Source organism: Filomicrobium sp. (assembly GCF_025698805.1).
In the GTDB taxonomy this organism is placed as follows: domain Bacteria; phylum Pseudomonadota; class Alphaproteobacteria; order Rhizobiales; family Hyphomicrobiaceae; genus Filomicrobium; species Filomicrobium insigne.
In genome coordinates, this window is sequence record NZ_JAILWT010000003.1 from 289,005 (window position 1) to 309,322 (window position 20,318).

Genomic DNA, 20,318 nt, shown 5'->3' on the forward strand with positions numbered 1-20,318 from the left:
CGCCGACAGACGTATCGCGCTGAACCCTTATTCGGCAGCCTCGCTCATCGCAGCTTGATTGGCGTCGATACGCGCCTCTATTTCGTGGCGGAAGTGGCGAATCAAGCCCTGGATGGGCCAAGCGGCAGCATCACCCAGCGCGCAAATGGTGTGGCCTTCAACCTGCTTCGTGACATCGAGCAGGAGATCAATCTCGCGTTTTTGAGCCTCGCCCTTTACCAACCGCTCCATCACGCGCCACATCCAGCCTGTGCCTTCGCGACAAGGCGTGCACTGGCCACAACTCTCGTGTTTGTAGAAATACGAGATGCGGGAAATCGCTTTGATCACATCGGTGGACTGGTCCATCACAATGACGGCAGCGGTGCCGAGACCAGACTTCACCTTCATCAAGGCGTCGAAGTCCATGGTCAGATCTTCACACAGATCCGCAGGCACGAGAGGGACTGACGATCCGCCGGGGATCACAGCCTTCAGGTTCTTCCAGCCGCCACGCACACCGCCAGCGTGTTTCTCTAGGAGTTCGCGAAGCGGAATGCCCATTTCCTCTTCGACGACGCAAGGCCGTTCGACGTGACCGGAAATCTGGAACAGCTTGGTGCCGGTGTTATTCGGCTTACCCAGCGAAGAAAACCAGGTCGCGCCTCGGCGGAGGATTTCCGGCACAACCGCGATCGACTCGACGTTGTTGACCGTCGTCGGCGCGCCGTAGAGGCCGCAACCTGCCGGGAAGGGAGGCTTCAGACGCGGCTGGCCCTTCTTGCCTTCCAGGCTTTCGAGCATCGCGGTTTCTTCGCCGCAGATATAAGCCCCCGCGCCGTGATGCACGACGAGGTCAAAATCCCAGCCGTGAATGTTATTCTTGCCGATCAGTCGTGCCTCGTACGCTTCATCCACCGCAGCTTGAAACCGCTCACGTTCGCGAATGTATTCGCCACGAAAATAGATGAAGCACTTGTGCGCGCGCATCGCGAAGGAGGCCAGGAGCGCGCCTTCAATGAGTAGATGCGGATCATGCCGCGTAATCTCGCGGTCCTTGCAGGAGCCGGGCTCAGATTCGTCGGCATTGATGACGAGGTAAGACGGCCGTGGATCGCTCTTGGGCATGAACGACCATTTAAGCCCCGTTGGAAAGCCCGCACCGCCGCGACCACGCAGGCCTGAGTCCTTGACCTGATCGATGATCCAATCGTGCCCTTTATCGATAAAGGCCTTGGTCCCGTCCCAGCCGCCGCGCTCCCGTGCGCCGGCAAGCCCGGCATCGTGGAAGCCGTACAGGTTTGTAAAGATTCGGTCCTTGTCTGCGAGCATCGCTTGTATTCGCTCCCGGTATCGTCTCGGCTTGCGGCGAACGGTGATCGCGTCTAGGGGCGCGACCGGCCTACCTTAGTTCTTCGTTCCTTCGCCAATATTGCCGTCAGAAACATTCCTGCGCTGCGTCATGACGTGCGCAACATCCTTCAAAGTTGTTGGACCACCTGCTGGGCACGAAGCCGTGCGGCCAATCTGCGACCCCGGTTTCGGAGGATTTCCAGCAGCAAAGCTATCCAACAGATGTTCAAGCAGTTCCGGAGTGAGGTCTTCATAGGTGTCCTTGAAGATCTGCAGCATCGGCGCGTTCGCGCACGAGCCCAGGCATTCGACCTCTTCCCACGAAAAGCGACCATCCGCTGTCAGCGTATTTTGTGTCGGGGAAATACGCTGTTTGCATACTTCCATGAGAGCCTCAGCCCCCCGCAGCATGCACGGTGTCGTACCGCACACCTGGAGATGCGCCGTTGTTCCAACCGGCGAGAGGTGGAACATCGTGTAGAACGTCGCAACCTCGTAGACGCGGATGTAGGCCATACCGAGCATTTCCGCGACGTAACGGATAGCCGGCTCCGGCAGCCAGTTCTCGTGCTGTTCCTGAGCGCGCCACAAAAGCGGAATAACCGCGGACGCCTGCTTGCCTTCCGGGTACTTGGAGATGGTCTCCTTGGCCCAGGCAAGGTTCTCTTTATTAAACTCGAATGAAGCTGGCTGAACGGGGTCTAAGCGTCGGACGGCCATCGGGGCTCCTTCATCGATTGCCAGCGTACGGTATCCGGCCGCCTTGCCGTCATCATACCCGTGCGCACACGCGTCGACCAAACCTAGTGTCGCCGCGCCCTCTTCGGAACTTCTCAAACATCCGCGCCTACCACGTTTCAGCCGTTTCGGCCCAGCGGCGCAGTTAATGCCGATAAGGCTCTAAGGTGTGCCGCGCTGCAACGCAAGAGGCAGGGTGAGGTCCCCTAGGGATGTAATCGCCCGCCCGCCCTCTACCAAGAGACCACGTGCCACAGCGTCACACGCATGATTGCGGCTCGCCAGCCTGCCACATTGTTTCACGTTAAACGCTGCCAAGCCAACCCAACACAAGGAGTAGTGCTGCTGCCGGCACCAGAAAGAGCGCTATTTGGGATCCGACACGTAAGAAGCCGGTCCAGAAGGCGGCCAGCAACAGGCCACAACCAAGGATAATCCAGCCTCCCTCCGTTGCGCGCGTTGCAGCGAAGGTGACGCCCAGTAACAGCGCCACTGTGCCGATCGTTATGGGTATCAGCGGTTGCGAGACATGTACCGCGCCCATGGGCCAGCCGTAATGGGTGGCAATAAGCCGGTAGGTGGCAAGGCTCAGGCCCAGGCCCACGGCAAACAGGGCAAGGAGAAACAGGCCGTCGATCATCTGATCGGTCCTCACACAAACTCACGGCTGCGCTCGTTCTGCGCACAGGTCACGTAGTATAGCCAAACACTCTGCCAAATTCAGCAGTTAGGCGTTTTTGCCAACTTATCGTGGAAGGCGCCAGTGTGATCGCTAGCCGGCGTGCGCTTCCTTGTTGGACAGACGCCATGCGGCCACGCCTAAAACCAGGCAAAAGACGCCTGAGCCCGTATGGAAGGCGATGGCCAGCCGTGGACCTCCGGACGTCGCCACGATGGCCGCGTCGGCCCAGCAGACCAGGACACCGAACAAAAACCACAAGGCCAACGCACGCCACTGGCCAAGCAGGGCGAAAGCGATGGCAAGTGCTCCGAGCCAGATGTCCCGCAGACCAATAATGGCGTGGAGTTGAGCGCCCGCCATTGCCGGGGTTAGCCCAAAGGTTTTGGCCGCGCTATCGGGCACTAGAAGGAAGCGGATGCCAATTAACGTCAGGAGAGCCCCGGCAATGACCGCCAGGGCCACAATAGGTTTGCGTCTTGTCAGCATCGGGCCATTCCCTTCACGTGTGCCGGGTGAAGGATGGCGGAAGAGCAGGGCGTGCGCAATGCTGGCCCCCCCTACATCTGCTAACGGTCGATTTCGCCGAAGACGATGTCGAGAGAGCCCAGAATGGCCGATACGTCTGCAAGCATATGGCCTCGGTTCATGAAATCCATGGCCGCCAGATGCGGGAAGCCCGGCGCCCGGATTTTGCAGCGATAGGGCTTATTGGACCCATCTGACACGATATACACGCCGAACTCGCCCTTCGGAGCTTCGACGCAGGCGTAGACCTCGCCTTCGGGTACACGATGACCTTCGGTGTAGAGCTTGAAGTGATGGATGAGGGCTTCCATCGAGCGCTTCATTTCCGGGCGCTTAGGCGGCACCACCTTTTTGTCATCGGCGACATGCGGCCCAGCCCCTTCGGGCGAACGCAGTTTCTCGCAGGCTTGCTTCATGATGCGCACCGACTCGTGCATCTCGCGCATGCGGATCAGATAGCGGTCGTAACAATCGCCGTTTTTGCCTACGGGAATGTCGAAGTCGAATTCCTCATAGCGCTCGTACGGCTGGGATTTGCGTAGGTCCCACGCTGCGCCGGACCCGCGTACCATTACGCCTGAGAAGCCGCGATCGAAGCAATCGTCCAGGTCCACGACGCCAATATCTACGTTCCGCTGCTTGAAGATCCGGTTGTCTGTCAGCAGGCCTTCGATATCGTCGCAGACCTTCAGGAACGGATCACACCAATCGTAGATATCGTCGATCAACTCTGGCGGCAGATCCTGGTGAACCCCGCCGATCCGGAAGTATTTTGCGTGCATACGGCTGCCCGAAGCTCGCTCATAAAACACCATCAACTTTTCGCGCTCTTCAAAGCCCCAAAGTGGAGGCGTCAGCGCACCGACGTCCATGGCCTGTGTTGTGACGTTCAGGAGATGGGACAGGATGCGGCCGATCTCCGAATACAGGACACGAATGTAGCTCGCGCGCGGAGGAATGGTGAGTTCAAGGAGGCGTTCGGCCGCGAGGCAGAAAGCGTGCTCCTGATTCATCGGGGCAACGTAGTCAAGGCGATCGAAATACCCGATCGCCTGAAGGTACGTCTTATGCTCGATCAGCTTTTCGGTACCGCGATGCAAGAGTCCGATATGCGGGTCAACGCGCTCGACCACTTCGCCGTCCAGCTCCAGAACGAGCCGGAGCACGCCGTGCGCGGCAGGGTGCTGCGGACCAAAATTGATGTTGAATTGGCGCAGTTCGGTTTCAGCCATTTATGCGTCTCAATCGTTTGTTGCGTCACCGGTGAATAGCGCGAAAAGCTCTGCGCCGGTCATCTTTTCGGTGTCGTTGGCGAACTCATAATAGGGAGGCTTTTGGTCGATAAAGACTTCGGTCTTGAAAACCAAGCCTTCATCCGAGTCGAGCGCGCCGACAGAAATGACAGCGTGGCTACCGTCCTGAGTGCGCCAAAACAGCGAAGCCCCGCAATCGCGGCAAAAACCGCGTTCTCCCCAGTCGGACGAGCGGTAGACGCCGAGGCTTGCTTCGCCCGACGTAATCTCGATCGGCATGCTCGTATCGACACCGAGGAACGGGCCGGCCGCCCAGCGCCGGCACATAACGCAGTGGCACGTGCCAATTTCCGGCTTGCCTATATGCGCTTTGAATTGCACTGCGCCACAAAGGCACCGCCCCGTTTTTTCAACATCTGGCGCTGTGCTTGCTTCCGTTCCGCTCATGGATCTTATCCACTCCGCTTCGCCGTTCATTCCTTCACGGGCGCCAGTGGCGCGACGCCTGCGGCTTTCGCCTTCTTACCCAGAATCGCCTCGAAGCGATTCCAGGCCATAACGATGCGTTCGTGCCGCCCCTCGCCGATCGTCTCGATTCCGTCGTGGGCACGAACATAAAAGCCAATACGGCGGCCTTGTATCGACGTGCACTCCGCATCCACCGTGACCGTCTGGCCGGGCAGCGTCGCAGCAGAATGCGACACGTCGATGTGAACCCCCAAGCTTCCCTCGCCTTCGTCCAGATGATCGGCAAGAACTTTCATGCAAGTCCATTCCATCAGGCCGACCATGAAACCCGTGGCGAAGACCGCTGGCATTGCGGAGAACTCTTTCGCTTCCGGATAAAGGCCCGGAACGGTTTTCGATGCCGGCACCTCGTAGGCAAACTGAACCCGATCGCCGACCTTCAATGTGTCCCGCATCGATACTAGCTCTTATTGCCAGGCGCTTGGCTGGCTTTTTCGTCTCCGGGAAGGATGTACTCCGTGCCTTCCCAAGGGCTCTCGAAATCGAATGCGCGAAATTCCTGAGTGAGCTTCACAGGCTCATAAACGACGCGCTTCTTGGAGTCGTCGTAACGGACCTCGACATACCCTGTCAGCGGGAAATCCTTGCGCATCGGATATCCCTGGAAGCCGTAATCCGTCAGTAGACGGCGCAGGTCTGGATGGCCTGAAAACAGGATGCCATACATGTCGTAAGCTTCGCGCTCGTACCAGTCCGCGTTGGAGAATACTTCTACTGCGCTTAGAACAGGTGTTGTCTCATTGACCTCAAGCTTGACGCGGATGCGCTGATTATTGCGCGGCGACAGCAGATGGTAGACGACGTCAAAGCGGTTAGCGCGCGCTGGCCAGTCCACGCCGCAGATATCGATCAACACTTCGAAACGGCAGCGGGCATCGTCGCGCAGAAACTTGAGGACACGCAGGATGTGCTCACGCGCGATATTGATCGTGAGTTCGCCGTAAGCGACGTTCGTACTCAAAAGCGCGGTTACCATCTTGGAGTTCAGGTAATCGCCCAGATCGTCGTTGGTTTCGTCCATTTTCATCCGCACTTCTCAGATGTCGTCGGTCGCATGGTCGTCGTCGACGACTAGTTTTAGCAACTAGCGCGCGATCGTACCCGTGCGCCTAATCTTTCGTTGCAGCAGCAGGATACCGTAGACCAGCGCCTCGGCTGTCGGTGGACACCCGGGAACATAAATATCGACAGGTACAATCCGATCGCAGCCACGCACGACGGCATAAGAGTAGTGATAGTAGCCACCGCCGTTTGCGCATGACCCCATGGAAATGACGTAACGCGGCTCAGGCATCTGATCGTACACTTTGCGAAGTGCCGGCGCCATTTTGTTGGTCAGCGTGCCCGCAACGATCATCACGTCGGACTGTCGCGGCGAAGCGCGAGGGGCGAAGCCAAAGCGCTCTACGTCATAACGCGGCATCGATGCCTGCATCATTTCGACCGCACAGCAGGCCAGCCCGAACGTCATCCACATCAGCGAGCCTGTACGTGCCCAGTTGATCAGATCGTCCGTGCTCGTGACGAGGAAACCTTTGTCCGCCAGCTCATTGTTGATGTCGGTGAAAAAAGGATCTGCTGCACGCTCGACGGTGGTTGCTCCGCCTGCGCCTTCGCGCGGCGTATCACGGACGAACTCAGGAGGCAGGATCAATCCCATTCCAGGGCTCCCTTCTTCCATTCGTAAATGAAGCCGATCGTGAGAACGGCGAGGAAGATGATCATCGACCAGAAGCCGAACAACCCGATGTCGCGGAAGGCCGCCGCCCACGGGAACAGAAAGGCGATCTCAAGGTCGAAAATGATGAACAGCAGACAGACGAGGTAAAACCGGACGTCGAACTTCATGCGGGCGTCATCGAACGCATCAAATCCGCATTCGTAAGCCGAAACCTTTTCCGGGTCCGGATTGCGCACCGCGATGATGAAGGGCGCGATCATCATAGCTAACGCGATCGCGAGTGCGACAGCCAGGAACACCGCAATTGGAAGATATTCGAGCAAGAGCTGCGTCATGAAGTCAGATCCCTTTGCCGCATTTGGCCTCGTCCAGCCGGGATACGGCGGCGTCCCAGCTTTTAGACCGGGCTAGGATGGTCGAAGCGGCTACGGCCGTTCGCCTGTTCGATCAGGTGTTAGCTTAGCCTTCAGGCCCGCGCAACTGCGCCAGCGAGGGTGCGCCTATTCTTTTAACGTGGAGGCCTCTTGTGCTGGGGACAAGACCGGCGAGGTTATCCGCGGCACAGTAGACGTCACCCCCCTCAAATTAGGGGGCGCGCATCACATCAAAAATGGGCTGAGTGAAAGAAAGGATGGCGCGAGAGACGGGACTTGAACCCGCGGCCTCCGGCGTGACAGGCCGGCGCTCTAACCAACTGAGCTACTCCCGCAATCCTTGCGCTCGGCATCTCGTTGATGCCTGCGTTGCAGAGCGCTGGATGTACGTGTTCGTGACGCTTAAGTCAAGCGGGAGAAACCGCCTTTTCACACACGTTCAAGCAGCGTCGCGTTCTGCTTTTAAACTGGCGAGATCGCTGGCGCGCAAAAGGGAATCGACGTTAGCGCGGACTTTGCGCAATTCTGCGACCAATGCGTCAGCCTTGGTGTCGAGTTCGCGCTTATCGTTCGCCTTTGAAACGAGATCGAGGGTGCGTCGCTGTGCCATCGACGTATCTGCGATTGCGTTGCTCATGAGAACGTCTCCTGATCTTTACCCTGGTCGCTGTAGAGGTCGCCACCATGCCAACGCCGCCACACCACACACAGTGGCAATCCTGTCTTGTCCACCTCTCAAGTGATTCGGTGGAGAGATCGTGGCGGGCTCTTTGACGTGGCGTAAACTCCCCACGGCAGGTTCCACGGGATAGCATAGGCAACGCGCAAAACCTGTTACCTCAGGAACAACATTGGGAAACTATTGGTTCCGTGCGTGCGCTCAGAGAGGGGGGATAAAGCTCTCCGATTGATTCGCTCGTAGAGGGCCCCGGGCCGCTGTCAGATCGACAGAGCGTGAGGAGCCGCAAATCGGGCCCCTGCGGGGAAGAAGAGCGTAGCTTAATCGGAAGAATGGTGGGCGGTGAGAGGGTCGAACTCCCGACATCCTCGGTGTAAACGAGGCGCTCTACCACTGAGCTAACCGCCCACAACATGAGCCGCAGACATTAGCGGGCTGAAGCCAGCCGCGCAATGAGGGCGAATTGCCGCTTATACGAACGATGCGACAAGAAATCGATTTTGTGTCCCGCTCCTATGAGGTGGAGGGACACGAAAGAGGGGCGTAGTGCGCCCCTCTTCATTATGTACTCTCAGCAAATGCCGAGCACCTGCTCTTAGTTGAGCAGATCCTTCAGGCCCTTCGAAGGGGTGAACTTGGCCACCTTCGAAGCCTTGATCTTGATGGTCTCGCCGGTAAGCGGATTGCGGCCGTCGCGAGCCGCGCGCTTTGTTACCTTGAAGGTTCCAAAATCAGGGATGCGTACCTCTTCGCCCTTCTTCATTGACGACTTGATGTGCGAAAGCATCGCGTCGACAGCCGAGCCCGCCTTCTCCTTGGTCAAATCACATTCTTTGGCGATGGCGTCGATGAGGTCTTTCTTGCTCATTGCTTTCCAATCCCTTGATTCACGCTGCACCCGAATTGCGATCAGGACATTACCGATGACTTCGCCTGGTGCTTCTTGATCTGTACGTGACAGAGGTCGCAAAAAGCGCTGAAAATAGGCGGTCGTCAAGAGGTAATACACGCTGAAAAGCCCGAAAATACAGGGAAAATGGCCTGATAAGGTGTATAGGACAACATAAAGACGCCGCCCGAGGCAATCCAGGGGCGGCGTCCTTGACTTTATGGCACGGTTGGCGCTGGCGTCAGGTCAGTGCGCAACCGGACGTTCGTCCGTGCTATCAGTGCCTTTTTCGGCCACCGTAGCGGCCTGCTGGGCATCCTCATCCCACGTGATCGGCTCAGGCATGCGATCGAGCGCCTGCTTCAGCACTTCTTCGACTCTTGAGACCGGGACGATTTCAAGTTTCGTCTTAATCTCATCGGATATGTCAGCGAGATCTTTGACGTTTTCCTCTGGGATCAGGACTTTCTTGATGCCGCCGCGCAGCGCTGCCAGGAGCTTTTCCTTCAGACCACCGATCGGCAGCACGCGACCACGGAGCGTGATTTCGCCGGTCATAGCCACATCCTTGCGGACAGGAATCTGTGACAACACGGAGACAATCGCCGTCACCATCGCAACACCAGCAGATGGACCATCTTTCGGCGTCGCACCTTCCGGCACGTGTACGTGGATATCGAACTTTTCAAAGATCTTCGGAGAGATTCCGAAATCGACCGAACGCGACCGCACGTAGGCGTTCGCGGCCTGAATCGATTCTTTCATCACATCGCGCAGGTTGCCCGTGACGCTCATCTTGCCTTTACCGGGCATACGGATGCCTTCGATGGTCAAGAGCTCGCCGCCGACTTCTGTCCAGGCCAATCCCGTGACGATACCGATCTGATCTTCGAGTTCGGCCTGGCCATAACGGTACTTGGTCACACCCAGGTAATCGCCGACGTTCTCTTCCGTCACCGTTACCGAGGTATTTGACGATGTCAGGATCTCCTTCACCGCCTTGCGGGCCAGCTTAGCTAGTTCCCGCTCCAAGGAACGAACCCCAGCTTCGCGGGTGTAACGACGGATGATCTCGAGCAACGCGCTATCTTCGACAATCCACTCGCCTTCTTCCAGCCCGTGAGACTGACGCTGCTGCGGCAGCAAGTGCCGCTTGGCGATTTGCAGCTTCTCGTCCTCTGTGTAGCCGGCGAGACGAATGATCTCCATACGGTCCATAAGAGCCGGTGGAATATTCAGCGTGTTGGCCGTCGTGACGAACATCACATTCGAGAGATCGTAGTCGACCTCAAGATAGTGATCGTTGAACGAAGCGTTCTGCTCGGGATCAAGAACCTCAAGCAATGCCGCTGCCGGATCGCCGCGGAAATCAGAACCCATCTTGTCGATCTCGTCGAGCAGGAAGAGCGGGTTGGTCCGCTTCGCCTTGCGCATCGACTGGATGACCTTCCCCGGCATCGAGCCGATGTAGGTCCGACGGTGGCCGCGAATCTCAGCTTCGTCGCGAACACCACCGAGGCTCATGCGAACGAATTCGCGTCCGGTCGCATTCGCAATCGATTTGCCAAGCGAGGTCTTACCGACACCCGGGGGACCAACGAGGCACAGAATCGGGCCCTTGAGTTTGTTTGTGCGGTTTTGGACGGCGAGATATTCAAGGATGCGTTCCTTGACCTTCTCCAGTCCGTAGTGTTCCGCATCAAGGATCGACTCGGCTTCGTTGAGGTCTTTCTTTACCTTGCCCTTGACGCCCCAGGGGATCGACAACAACCAGTCCAGGTAGTTGCGGACGACGGTTGCCTCAGCGGACATCGGGCTCATTTGCTTGAGCTTCTTCAACTCAGCGAGCGCCTTGTCGCGGGCTTCCTTCGACAGCTTGGTGTTTTCGATCTTCTCCTCGAACTCAGCGATATCATCGCGTTCGTCCGTGTCGCCGAGCTCCTTCTGAATGGCTTTCATCTGCTCATTCAGATAGTACTCGCGCTGCGTCTTCTCCATCTGACGCTTGACGCGCGAGCGGATCTTCTTCTCGACCTGGAGAACGGAGATTTCGCTTTCCATCAAGGTGTAGACGCGCTCAAGGCGCTCGGAGATCGTCGTGACCTCGAGAACCTCCTGCTTGTCGGAGATCTTGATCGCTAGGTGTGACGCAATCGTATCGGCCAGCTTCGAGTAGTCCTCGATCTGGCTAATCGTGCCGAGCACCTCTGGCGAAATCTTCTTGTTGAGTTTCACGTACTGCTCGAACTGGGACACTGTCGAGCGTGCGAGAGCTTCAATCTCCTCTTCGGCGCCGACTTCCTCTTCGACGCGCTCGATTTCAGCTTCGTAATATTCGGCGTTCTCCGTGAATCGCTTGATGCGCGCACGCGTCGTGCCTTCGACCAGCACCTTAACGGTGCCGTCGGGCAACTTCAGCAGCTGCAGCACAGAGGCGAGGGTGCCCATTTCATAGATTGCGTCGGATGCCGGATCATCATCGCCAGCGTTCTTTTGGGACGCCAAGAGGATATGCTTGTCGCTGCGCATCACCTCTTCGAGGGCGCTAATCGACTTCTCGCGGCCAACGAACAGCGGCACGATCATGTAGGGGAAGACCACGATGTCGCGCAACGGCAGGACCGGATACAGCTCCGTGCCGTGCTCGGGGGACCGTGTCTCGTTAGTTTCGCTCATTCTATCACCTGTCCATCAAAGTCGAGCACCGAAGGGCATTCGACTGGAGTTTGCAGTCCCTTGCGACCAAGGCCGGCGCCCCTTGATAAAAGGCAGCGATGCCTCGTCAGTCTTGGACTGCTTTCGGAGGTCACTTTAACATCTTCGCGTACTCATACGATACCGCTTGCGGTACCCCGCCCGACTTGAGCGAGCCATCGTATCACTTTTGGTAACCTTAGCACGCACAGCCGACGTAATGTGGTGGCTCACCAGATCAGATCAAGTCTGCACCGACGCTGTCTGTCGTTGCTCTGCGACGTGCCGATATTGTGCATCAGCAACGCCGCAGAACAATTTTCTGATCGCGATCAGGACGCAGTGGAGCCCTTTTCTTCGGCGCGGTCAGCGTAGATACGCAACGGACGCGCGCCGCCCTCGACAACCTCCGGACCTATTACAATCTCTTCGACACCCTTCAGCGCTGGCAAATCATACATTGTGTCGAGAAGAATGCCTTCCATGATGGATCTCAATCCACGGGCACCAGTCTTGCGCTCGATCGCTTTCCGGGCAATTGAACGTAGAGCCTCGTTGGTGATGTTGAGATTGACATCTTCCATCTCAAACAGCCGTTGATACTGCTTGACGAGCGCGTTCTTGGGCTCGGCAAGGATCTGCACCAAGGCGTCCTCGTCCAAGTCCTCGAGTGTTGCGATCACTGGCAGACGACCGATGAATTCGGGGATGAGGCCGAACTTCAGGAGATCTTCCGGCTCGACCTCACGGAGGACTTCACCGGTACGACGCTCCTCGGAACTGCGCATCTTCGCGCCAAAGCCGATAGACGATCCTTTCCCGCGGCCAGAAATGATTTTCTCTAGGCCCGCGAACGCACCGCCGCAGATGAAAAGTATGTTGGTCGTGTCAACCTGCAGGAATTCCTGCTGGGGATGCTTGCGTCCCCCCTGTGGTGGCACGGATGCAACCGTCCCTTCCATGATCTTCAGCAGCGCCTGCTGAACGCCTTCGCCTGACACGTCGCGTGTAATCGAAGGATTGTCAGACTTGCGCGAGATCTTGTCGACCTCGTCGATATAGACGATGCCGCGCTGTGCGCGTTCGACGTTGTAGTCAGCGTTCTGCAGGAGCTTGAGAATGATGTTTTCGACGTCTTCGCCGACATAGCCGGCTTCGGTAAGCGTCGTGGCATCAGCCATCGTGAAGGGCACGTCGAGAATACGCGCCAGCGTTTGCGCCAGCAGCGTCTTACCGCAGCCTGTCGGACCGACCAGCAGGATGTTCGACTTGGCGAGCTCGACGTCATTGTTCTTGGACGCGTGATTGAGACGCTTGTAGTGGTTGTGGACCGCAACAGAGAGCACACGCTTAGCGTGATACTGGCCAATGACGTAAGAGTCCAGAACCTCACAGATTTCCTGTGGTGTTGGAACGCCGTCACGCGACTTTACGAGGGTGTTCTTGTTTTCCTCGCGGATGATATCCATGCAGAGTTCAACGCATTCATCGCAGATGAACACGGTTGGCCCGGCAATCAGTTTTCGAACCTCGTGCTGGCTCTTTCCGCAGAAGGAGCAATAAAGGGTGTTCTTCTCGTTCGCCATTCTCTTATCTCACCCGTAGTCGAGGAACGCGATCTGCGCGCCTTAGCCAGTTTCGGTCTGTTATCGGCCGCCCAGCGATCTGGGGGACGAGGCCTTTGAGAAGGCACGGGATCCGAATAAGCCGATCTGAGCACGCTACCCCAGCGCAGATCAAGATTGGATTAACGGCCCGTACACCACCTTGGCCCGCATGAAGACCAGATTGCCACAAAACTGTGACGTCGAACGCCTAACATAGGCAGGTTGTAAGCCGCTTGTAATGCTTCGTCCCCAGCCTAATCGAAAAATTGCTGAAAACGGGCGTCTAGCTGCCAATAACCCTACCGCCACGTAGGCATGGTTGTCCGACAAGGCGACGGCAATAGGGCTTCTAAGCGTCAAAGCAGCGAAATATCCGCAAATGAGATCCTAAGTATCTCTTGCGCCGTCATTTATCTTTGAAAAACCGGCGCGGCTGAATCGCCGCGCCTAGAGCACAAACTATAGCGCGCTCAGCTTTCCTTTGGAGTTGAATCTTCTGTCTCCACGTCAGCGCGTTTCGTTAATACTTGATCAACGAGACCAAATTCCATCGCTTGCTCCGCAGTCATAAAGTAGTCGCGATCAAGCGTTTTCTCAATTACCTCGTAGGGTTGAGATGTATGCTTGACGTACACTTCATTCAATCGACGCTTCATCTTGATGATATCTTCAGCGTGGCGTTCAATATCTGAAGCCTGACCCTGGAAGCCGCCGGAGGGTTGATGCACCATGATGCGCGCATTGGAGAGCGCGTAGCGCATGCCCTTATCCCCAGCGCACAGCAGGAGCGAGCCCATAGAGGCCGCTTGACCGATACAAAGAGTCGCGATCGGCGGACGGATGAACTGCATGGTATCGTAGATCGCCATGCCGGCCGTGACCACGCCACCGGGCGAATTGATGTACATAGAAATCTCTTTGGTCGGGTTCTCCGATTCGCAATACAGCAGCTGCATGCAGATGGATGCAGCCATGTGGTCTTCGATCGGTCCGGTCACAAAGATGATGCGTTCTTTAAGCAGGCGGGAGGGCAGATCGTAGCCGCGCTCGCCGCGATTGGTCTGCTCGACGACCATCGGCCAAAAGGTATTCGTCAACGTTGCGATGGGGTCGCGCATGGGGTCGTTTCTCCTGCTTATCGAACGGGCGGGCGCCCGAAATGGGCTATCGGTGGGCGGACGGTAAGACGTCCAGTCATGTTGTCATGGAGCCAGAATCGTCCGCCGCACGCAATCTGCCTGTTTCATCACCCGACGCCAATGCCGGGCGAGCCGGATATCACCCGCCGGTCGTGGAATATGGGGAATTAAGCCTGCCCAACAAGGACACCTTAAGACTGAACCGCCTCGTCCTCATCGGGCTTTAACAGCTCTTCCTTGGTGACAACCTTCTCGGTTGGCTTCGCCAACTCCAAGATATAGTCGACGACCTTGTCCTCAAACAGAGGGGCACGAAGTTCGTTCAAAGCGCCGGGCGTCTTTTCGTAATATTCGTAGACGAACTTTTCCTGACCGGGATAGCGGCGGGCCTGCTCCATGAGAGCCTTGCGCAATTCGTCCGACGTGACGTCAATTTTGTTCTTGTCGCCAATCTCGCCGATTACCAGACCAAGCCGCACGCGACGTTCGGCGATGGCGCGGTATTCCTTGCGCACTTCCTCCTCGGGCTTTCCCTCATCCTCGAACGTCTTGCCTTCCTGTTCGAGGTTGCGGGTCAGCTGCCCCCAGATCATGTCGAATTCGCGATCCACCATTGAGGGTGGAAGCTCAAACTCGTGGGCTTTTTCAAGTTGATCGAGAAGTTTCCGCTTAAGCTTCAAGCGCGAGGCCTCGCCGAATTCGCTCGTGATGCGCTCACGCAGCAGCTCTTTCAGCTTTGCCAAGTCTTCGATGCCCAACGTCTGGGCAAATTCGTCACTGGCTTCGGGTTGCTTAGGCTTGGAAACCTTGTTGACCTTGACCTCGAACTCAGCAGCCTTACCGGCCAGATGGGTCGCCGGATAATCCTCTGGGAACGAGATATTCAAGGTCGGCGTGTCACCTGCCTTCGCCCCTGTCAGCCCTTCCTCGAAGCCGGGGATGAACTGGGCCTGTCCAAGGACGAGATCAACACCTTCTGCCGATCCACCTTCAAATGCTTCGCCGTCGATCTTACCGACGAAATCGATGTTGATCTGATCGCCTGCGGATGCAGCACGACCCTCTTCCTCTTCATAAGCGACATTACGCTCAAGAAGCTGGCCAAGCGCATCCTCGATGTCCGCATCAACCACCTCAGCGACCGGCCGCTCAAGCTGCAACTTTGCAAGATCGGTCACCTGAATATCCGGAATGACCTCGAAGGTCATCGAATAGGCGAGATCAGCCTCACCGTTGATGATCTTCTCGATTTCCTGCTGGTCTTCAGTCAACGCGATAGCTGGCTGGAATGCAGGGCGCTCCTCGCGATCCTTCAGTGCCTTGACGCTGGTTTCCTTGACCGCCTCTTCCAGGACTTCGGCCATCACCGCCTTGCCATACACCTTCTTCAGATGTGCGACGGGGACCTTGCCCTTGCGAAACCCCTTGAGGTTCACGCGATCCTTCATGGAGCTCAAGCGGGCGCTGAAGCGCTCGTTAAGCTCATCGACGCCAACGACCACCTGAAGCTCGCGCTTCAATCCTTCCGAACTGGTTTCCGTGACCTGCATTGATAATTCTTACCTACGATCAATTTCGATTGTCATGCGACAGCGTAAAGCCACCTTCAGCGCAAATGCAGCGGCTCGCAACGAGCAGGTTGCAGCCTCGGTGACGCGAAATCGGATTGCGGTCGCGGGTCATGTTGGTGCGGGCGGAGGGACTTGAACCCCCACAGCCGAAGCCACCAGAACCTAAATCTGGCGTGTCTACCAATTCCACCACGCCCGCATTCGACATCGGCCCGAGAAGGCAAGGGCGCGTTCCAATTACGCCAGTAACAGGCTCTCGCGCCGCGGTCCAGTCCTAAGGTCCGGCGGCGGAGCGCTCGCGCGCATCCCGGGAGTTCACAGGACAAGCATATATCGGGTGTTTCGCAATAAGATCAATCGCAAATCAATCAGTTGCCTCAGCACTTTCTGCAAGCGCGACAAAACAGACTGTTGGCCACAGAAAAAGAGGCCGAACCCTATTAGGAGTTCGACCTCATCTATCCCACGGTCGGCTGCATGAAGTAGTGCCCTGCAGGGCACTACTTCATTGCATATTGGCAGCAGTTATCGCGACCACCAAAATGGTAACGCAGACCAACCTTGATTTCATGAGCATACAGATCGTCGATGTAGACTCGCGGATTCACGTAACCAGCATTGTCGAGATATCCCGACTTGGCTTGCCCCAGGTCGATGAAACGGTAGCCAAAGTCCAGAATCATGCGGTCGGAGATCTGGTAACCGACACCTGCCATCACGGCCCATGCAAACGAAGTTTTACTGGCACCGTCGATGGTATTCACCAAGTTTGGATTCTCGGTGAAGTATGCGTACCCCGTCTTATTGAAACTAACGCCGATGCCTGCGCCGACATAAGGCACAAAGCCATAATAACGACCGAGGTCGTAGAAGGCATTGAACATTAATGTGTGGGATTCGACGTTGGTGTGCAGAGGATCCTCGTCGAGGGGTATCGGATCCCAGAGACCTGGCTCGCCATCAATGTCGCGCTTGCCTCGATAACTGTACGTGAACTCGCCACGAAGCCCTCGTGAACCAGAGCCGCAGCCGACACCGACCTCGCCCAGCCACGTGTTCTCCATAGAGACGTTGGTGACATCGTCGGTTATGAATTCGCCTGTGACATCGTCAGTGACCAGCCAGTTGACCTGCGGCGTTTGCGAGATGGAGTAGCCCGCATCAGCGCGCAAATAACAAGGACCTGCAGGCCGATGCACGACCGGCATCGGAGCGATATAGCCGTCCTTTAAGGAACCACCTAGATCGGCGGCGTTTGCCGGGACGCACAGCACAGCAAAAACCGCCACGGCCGCCGAACCTAGCGCCGCTTTCACGACTGAATACATCGAATACCCCTCCTGCGCAGGCACACTGACTTGGCCGCCCGCCACCCTCTCGTTTGCATATTGACATTAGGGAGGAGGGGTTAAACGGCAGTTAAGTGTTGTTTCGCTCCGCGACAGCGCGCCTTGGAAACCAGCTTCATGCCGGTTGCAGGCAGCAAGGGTCGGCTTTACTTTGTGCGCCCAACCTAGAACGACATAAGGGCGCCGCTGAGCGCTTCACACGCCTTTGGAGGGCGCTTCTCTTGAATTTCAAAGCCAGCATTGTCGATGCGGTCGGCAAAACGCCTCTCATCAAGTTGCGCCGGGCCTCGGAGATGACGGGCTCTACGATCCTGGGCAAAGCCGAGTTTATGAACCCGGGCCAGTCAGTTAAAGATCGTGCCGCGCTTTATATCATCCGAAACGCTGTTAGCTCAGGCGCCCTTAAGCCAGGAGGCGTGATCGTTGAGGGTACAGCGGGTAACACTGGCATCGGACTAACGGTCCTCGCCAATGCCATGGGCTTTCGTTCGGTCATCGTCATTCCCGAAACGCAATCCCAGGAGAAGAAGGACACGCTACGCCTGCTGGGAGCGCAACTCGTAGAAGTGCCGGCGGTCCCTTACAAGAATCCCAACAACTATGTGAAGTATTCACAACGGCTCGCCGCCGCCCTCAATGAGCGCGAAGCGGCAGGTGCGATCTGGGCCAACCAGTTCGACAACGTCGCCAATCGCCAAGCGCATATTGAAACCACGGCAGAAGAGATTTGGGCCGACACGGATGGCGAGGTCGATGGCTTCATCTGCGCAGTGGGGTCCGGCGGTACACTTGGTGGTGTGTCTCTTGGGCTCAAGGCGAAGAACAACGCCATCACCATCGGACTTGCTGATCCACCGGGCGCGGCGCTCTTCAGCTACTACTCGAGCGGTGAATTGAAGGCAGAAGGCTCATCGATCACCGAGGGTATCGGACAAGGTCGGATTACAGCCAACCTGGAAAATGTCGTCGTCGACAAGGCCTACCAGATCCCCGATGCGGACGCCGTTTCGACGGTCTTCCAGCTCCTTCAGGAAGAGGGGCTTTGCCTCGGAGCGTCCTCGGGCGTCAATGTCGCCGGGGCCGTTCGGCTGGCGCAGGACATGGGCCCCGGTCATACCATTGTGACCGTTCTGTGCGACTACGGCACACGGTATCAGTCGAAACTGTTCAATCCAGAATTCCTACGCGGAAAGGGCCTACCGGTGCCACCTTGGCTCGATGGCAAACAGGCTGACGTTCCGGATGTGACAGAAACCGTGGCCAACTCGTAAGCCTTTTCGTTCCTATCGTTTCTGACCTAGCCGGCTACCCCACAACCGTTGCCGGAAGATAAAAATTGGGAGGGTCGCGGTGTCGATCGAAGCCAGTAAGTGGATTGTCGAGACAGATTGGCTGGCGGAGCATCTGGACGCTCCAGATCTCGTAATTTTTGACGGCTCGTGGCATCTGCCAACGCAGAACCGCGATGCAAAGGCTGAATTCGAGGCCGAACACATCCCAGGCGCGCTGTTTTTCGATATCGACGAGATCGCGGATGACGCGACCGACCTACCCCATATGTTGCCCGATCCAGCCAAGTTCGCGAGCCGCATGAAGCAAGCCGGAGCGGGCGATGGTGTCAGGGTCGTCGTCTACGATTCCGTCGGGCTTGTTTCTGCACCGCGTGTGTGGTGGATGCTCCGCGCGATGGGGCATGAGGAAGTTGCCGTCCTCAACGGTGGCCTGCCGAAGTGGAAAGCAGAGTCTCGCCCCCTTGAGGATGGCCCCGCGCAGGTCCGAACGGCGCGTCACTTCACCCCGCGCGTCAATGCAAATCTCATCCGCGATATCGACGACATGCGCGCGATGCTTACCACGCCTAACGCACAAGTTGTGGATGCTCGTCCCGCGGCGCGTTTTGAGGGGCGACAAGCGGAACCCCGCGCAGGCCTTAGGTCCGGGCATATGCCAGGCGCTCGGAACGTACCATTCAATCAGGTCCTCAACTCTGACGGGACGTTGAAATCACCGGAAGAGATCCGGGCGATTTTTTCCGGGGCTGGGATCGATGCCGTGCGCCCCGTTGTTACGACCTGTGGGTCGGGTGTCACGGCCGCTGTGCTGGCGTTAGCGCTCGCCATATCCGGCAACCCCGACGCGTCCGTCTATGATGGGAGTTGGGCGGAGTGGGGACAGGACAACGGCTTACCGGTTGCCACTGGGCCTGCTTGACTACACCGGCCCGTGGGACTTTCCCTCGTCAGTCCCATGCATATCTGATCCGGCTCCCGAGCGGCGGAGGCTTTAGATCTTCGTCGCTCAAGTTTTCGGCTCCCGGTCGCAGACGCTGCACCATCAGATAGAGTTCATCGTTGAGCGCTTTGCGGTCCTCGCGATGTTTTAGTTCGTTGAAAGGCGTCACCGCACCAACGCGTGCGGTATAGGGCTTACCTGGGAAATTTCGGAATTCTGAAACCAACAACGACAGACGCAGCGTCAAACTGAAACGGCTGACGGCATGAAACAGCGCTGAATTCTGCCCCTCGAAGTAAACCGGCAGGACCGCCGCTTCGGCTAACTGAACAAGGCGCGCAGCGAACGTCTTCCAAGGCAATTCTTGGGCCCGTCCGAATGGGTTTGGAGCAGTCGCAACACCGCCGGCCGGAAAGATGATAATGGTGGTGCCTTCCTTGAGCAGGCGACGCGCCTCCGCCCTTGAGCGCAGGTTCATCTCGGTCGCTTCGCGCGTCTCCGAAAAATCGATCGGGAGAGAATATGGCCGTATCTCCGGGACCTTCAGCAGGTCGTTGTTTATCAGCACACGATATGGCCGCCCGAGTTGCTCCGCCAGGGCCAATGCCACCATGCCGTCGCCGATCCCGAAGGGGTGGTTCGCAATCATCACCAACGGCATCCCGTCGGAGATTTTCGGCGGCCACGGCCACTTCGATTCTATACGCAGATCGACATCAATCAGCTTAAGGCAGTCCCCCATAATCTGATGTGACGTGCCGACAACTTCCTGGCGCCACTTTTGATACAGAGGCAGATAGCGTTGACGACCTGAGAGATCTTCAATCGCCCCAATTGTCCAGCGCTTCCAGGCAGGATCGCCGGGTGAAACGTAGCTCAGTTCGCGCATCGGCTCATGACAGCTCTCGTTGCCGGCCTTTTGCAGACCTTCGGTACATGTTTTCGTGCGTACGTAAGTAAGTACGCCATGCACGTTCACAAACTATCATGGCGCGACCCAATCAAGCCAGACGTCCATCCCCTGGAAAAACCACAGTCTCAAAAC

General features: G+C 57.2%; 20 protein-coding genes and 3 tRNA genes. 2 read left to right on the forward strand and 21 right to left on the reverse strand.

Annotation, left to right across the window (positions count from 1 at the left end; genetic code table 11):
- Positions 1 to 27 precede the first annotated feature (27 nt).
- The 20 genes from nuoF to K5845_RS08775 form a co-directional block, all read right to left on the reverse strand.
- A complete protein-coding gene (gene nuoF, locus K5845_RS08680; RefSeq protein ID WP_090229078.1) occupies positions 28 to 1,311 on the reverse strand; it encodes an NADH-quinone oxidoreductase subunit NuoF in 1,284 nt (427 codons plus the stop codon).
- A gap of 75 nt (positions 1,312 to 1,386) precedes the next feature.
- Positions 1,387 to 2,052, reverse strand: coding sequence for an NADH-quinone oxidoreductase subunit NuoE (nuoE, locus tag K5845_RS08685; protein ID WP_090229451.1), 666 nt, complete (start codon positions 2,050 to 2,052; stop codon positions 1,387 to 1,389).
- 322 nt (positions 2,053 to 2,374) lie between these two features.
- Positions 2,375 to 2,710 (reverse strand): hypothetical protein, encoded by a 336-nt coding sequence (locus K5845_RS08690; RefSeq protein ID WP_287958797.1) that lies wholly within the window; start codon positions 2,708 to 2,710, stop codon positions 2,375 to 2,377.
- A gap of 132 nt (positions 2,711 to 2,842) precedes the next feature.
- The gene (locus tag K5845_RS08695) at positions 2,843 to 3,238 is read right to left on the reverse strand and encodes a DUF4267 domain-containing protein (protein ID WP_046478924.1); all 396 of its coding nucleotides are present in this window, start codon (positions 3,236 to 3,238) and stop codon (positions 2,843 to 2,845) included.
- An 80-nt stretch (positions 3,239 to 3,318) separates the two neighbouring features.
- Entirely contained in the window at positions 3,319 to 4,509 is a 1,191-nt protein-coding gene (locus K5845_RS08700; protein ID WP_287958798.1) for an NADH-quinone oxidoreductase subunit D, read from the reverse strand.
- Positions 4,510 to 4,518: 9 nt separating this feature from the next.
- Positions 4,519 to 4,977: a GFA family protein gene (locus K5845_RS08705; protein WP_090229448.1), complete on the reverse strand. Its 459-nt coding sequence runs from the start codon at positions 4,975 to 4,977 to the stop codon at positions 4,519 to 4,521.
- Positions 4,978 to 5,003: 26 nt separating this feature from the next.
- Positions 5,004 to 5,453 (reverse strand): thioesterase family protein, encoded by a 450-nt coding sequence (locus K5845_RS08710; protein ID WP_046478927.1) that lies wholly within the window; start codon positions 5,451 to 5,453, stop codon positions 5,004 to 5,006.
- Positions 5,454 to 5,458: 5 nt separating this feature from the next.
- Positions 5,459 to 6,079, reverse strand: a complete 621-nt coding sequence (locus tag K5845_RS08715) for an NADH-quinone oxidoreductase subunit C (protein ID WP_046480592.1) — start codon at positions 6,077 to 6,079, stop codon at positions 5,459 to 5,461.
- 63 nt (positions 6,080 to 6,142) lie between these two features.
- Positions 6,143 to 6,718, reverse strand: a complete 576-nt coding sequence (locus K5845_RS08720) for a NuoB/complex I 20 kDa subunit family protein (RefSeq protein ID WP_046478930.1) — start codon at positions 6,716 to 6,718, stop codon at positions 6,143 to 6,145.
- Positions 6,709 to 7,074, reverse strand: a complete 366-nt coding sequence (locus K5845_RS08725; RefSeq protein WP_046478933.1) for an NADH-quinone oxidoreductase subunit A — start codon at positions 7,072 to 7,074, stop codon at positions 6,709 to 6,711. Before K5845_RS08725 ends, K5845_RS08720 begins: the two co-directional genes overlap by 10 nt.
- Positions 7,075 to 7,371: 297 nt before the next feature.
- A tRNA-Asp gene (locus tag K5845_RS08730) sits at positions 7,372 to 7,448 on the reverse strand.
- A 104-nt stretch (positions 7,449 to 7,552) separates the two neighbouring features.
- Positions 7,553 to 7,750 carry a hypothetical protein gene (locus K5845_RS08735; protein WP_046478935.1) on the reverse strand — a complete coding sequence of 66 codons (198 nt, stop codon included), beginning with the start codon at positions 7,748 to 7,750 and terminating at the stop codon, positions 7,553 to 7,555.
- A gap of 375 nt (positions 7,751 to 8,125) precedes the next feature.
- Positions 8,126 to 8,200 (reverse strand) — tRNA-Val (locus K5845_RS08740).
- Between the two features lie 187 nt (positions 8,201 to 8,387).
- Positions 8,388 to 8,660 (reverse strand): HU family DNA-binding protein, encoded by a 273-nt coding sequence (locus tag K5845_RS08745; protein ID WP_046480594.1) that lies wholly within the window; start codon positions 8,658 to 8,660, stop codon positions 8,388 to 8,390.
- A 267-nt stretch (positions 8,661 to 8,927) separates the two neighbouring features.
- Positions 8,928 to 11,357, reverse strand: a complete 2,430-nt coding sequence (gene lon / locus K5845_RS08750; RefSeq protein WP_287958799.1) for an endopeptidase La — start codon at positions 11,355 to 11,357, stop codon at positions 8,928 to 8,930.
- 350 nt (positions 11,358 to 11,707) lie between these two features.
- Positions 11,708 to 12,961, reverse strand: a complete 1,254-nt coding sequence (gene clpX / locus K5845_RS08755) for an ATP-dependent Clp protease ATP-binding subunit ClpX (RefSeq protein ID WP_046478941.1) — start codon at positions 12,959 to 12,961, stop codon at positions 11,708 to 11,710.
- Between the two features lie 491 nt (positions 12,962 to 13,452).
- A complete protein-coding gene (locus K5845_RS08760; protein ID WP_046478944.1) occupies positions 13,453 to 14,100 on the reverse strand; it encodes an ATP-dependent Clp protease proteolytic subunit in 648 nt (215 codons plus the stop codon).
- A 212-nt stretch (positions 14,101 to 14,312) separates the two neighbouring features.
- Complete coding sequence (gene tig, locus K5845_RS08765; protein ID WP_287958800.1) at positions 14,313 to 15,671, reverse strand: trigger factor; 1,359 nt, start codon at positions 15,669 to 15,671, stop codon at positions 14,313 to 14,315.
- Between the two features lie 135 nt (positions 15,672 to 15,806).
- Positions 15,807 to 15,891, reverse strand: a tRNA-Leu gene (locus K5845_RS08770).
- A 301-nt stretch (positions 15,892 to 16,192) separates the two neighbouring features.
- Positions 16,193 to 17,020, reverse strand: a complete 828-nt coding sequence (locus tag K5845_RS08775) for an outer membrane protein (protein WP_046478951.1) — start codon at positions 17,018 to 17,020, stop codon at positions 16,193 to 16,195.
- Positions 17,021 to 17,262: 242 nt separating this feature from the next.
- Between K5845_RS08775 and K5845_RS08780 the strand changes: the two genes are divergently transcribed.
- Both K5845_RS08780 and sseA read left to right on the forward strand, forming a co-directional pair.
- Positions 17,263 to 18,312: a cysteine synthase A gene (locus tag K5845_RS08780; protein WP_046478953.1), complete on the forward strand. Its 1,050-nt coding sequence runs from the start codon at positions 17,263 to 17,265 to the stop codon at positions 18,310 to 18,312.
- Between the two features lie 79 nt (positions 18,313 to 18,391).
- Entirely contained in the window at positions 18,392 to 19,252 is an 861-nt protein-coding gene (gene sseA, locus K5845_RS08785) for a 3-mercaptopyruvate sulfurtransferase (RefSeq protein ID WP_082101132.1), read from the forward strand.
- Between the two features lie 28 nt (positions 19,253 to 19,280).
- On the opposite strand, the gene K5845_RS08790 is transcribed toward sseA, so the two are convergent.
- On the reverse strand, positions 19,281 to 20,252 hold the full coding sequence (locus K5845_RS08790; protein ID WP_353736539.1) for a lysophospholipid acyltransferase family protein: 972 nt from the start codon (positions 20,250 to 20,252) through the stop codon (positions 19,281 to 19,283).
- Positions 20,253 to 20,318 lie beyond the last annotated feature (66 nt).

Coding starts and splice junctions, on each gene's coding strand:
- K5845_RS08715 (WP_046480592.1), bottom strand. CDS start 6,079: ATGGACGAAACCAACGACGATCTGGGCGATTACCTGAACTCCAAGATG.
- K5845_RS08705 (WP_090229448.1), bottom strand. CDS start 4,977: ATGAGCGGAACGGAAGCAAGCACAGCGCCAGATGTTGAAAAAACGGGG.
- lon (WP_287958799.1), bottom strand. CDS start 11,357: ATGAGCGAAACTAACGAGACACGGTCCCCCGAGCACGGCACGGAGCTG.
- K5845_RS08720 (WP_046478930.1), bottom strand. CDS start 6,718: ATGGGATTGATCCTGCCTCCTGAGTTCGTCCGTGATACGCCGCGCGAA.
- K5845_RS08710 (WP_046478927.1), bottom strand. CDS start 5,453: ATGCGGGACACATTGAAGGTCGGCGATCGGGTTCAGTTTGCCTACGAG.
- K5845_RS08775 (WP_046478951.1), bottom strand. CDS start 17,020: ATGTATTCAGTCGTGAAAGCGGCGCTAGGTTCGGCGGCCGTGGCGGTT.
- nuoF (WP_090229078.1), bottom strand. CDS start 1,311: ATGCTCGCAGACAAGGACCGAATCTTTACAAACCTGTACGGCTTCCAC.
- K5845_RS08700 (WP_287958798.1), bottom strand. CDS start 4,509: ATGGCTGAAACCGAACTGCGCCAATTCAACATCAATTTTGGTCCGCAG.
- K5845_RS08690 (WP_287958797.1), bottom strand. CDS start 2,710: ATGATCGACGGCCTGTTTCTCCTTGCCCTGTTTGCCGTGGGCCTGGGC.
- nuoE (WP_090229451.1), bottom strand. CDS start 2,052: ATGGCCGTCCGACGCTTAGACCCCGTTCAGCCAGCTTCATTCGAGTTT.
- K5845_RS08725 (WP_046478933.1), bottom strand. CDS start 7,074: ATGACGCAGCTCTTGCTCGAATATCTTCCAATTGCGGTGTTCCTGGCT.
- K5845_RS08760 (WP_046478944.1), bottom strand. CDS start 14,100: ATGCGCGACCCCATCGCAACGTTGACGAATACCTTTTGGCCGATGGTC.
- clpX (WP_046478941.1), bottom strand. CDS start 12,961: ATGGCGAACGAGAAGAACACCCTTTATTGCTCCTTCTGCGGAAAGAGC.
- K5845_RS08745 (WP_046480594.1), bottom strand. CDS start 8,660: ATGAGCAAGAAAGACCTCATCGACGCCATCGCCAAAGAATGTGATTTG.
- K5845_RS08695 (WP_046478924.1), bottom strand. CDS start 3,238: ATGCTGACAAGACGCAAACCTATTGTGGCCCTGGCGGTCATTGCCGGG.
- tig (WP_287958800.1), bottom strand. CDS start 15,671: ATGCAGGTCACGGAAACCAGTTCGGAAGGATTGAAGCGCGAGCTTCAG.
- K5845_RS08735 (WP_046478935.1), bottom strand. CDS start 7,750: ATGAGCAACGCAATCGCAGATACGTCGATGGCACAGCGACGCACCCTC.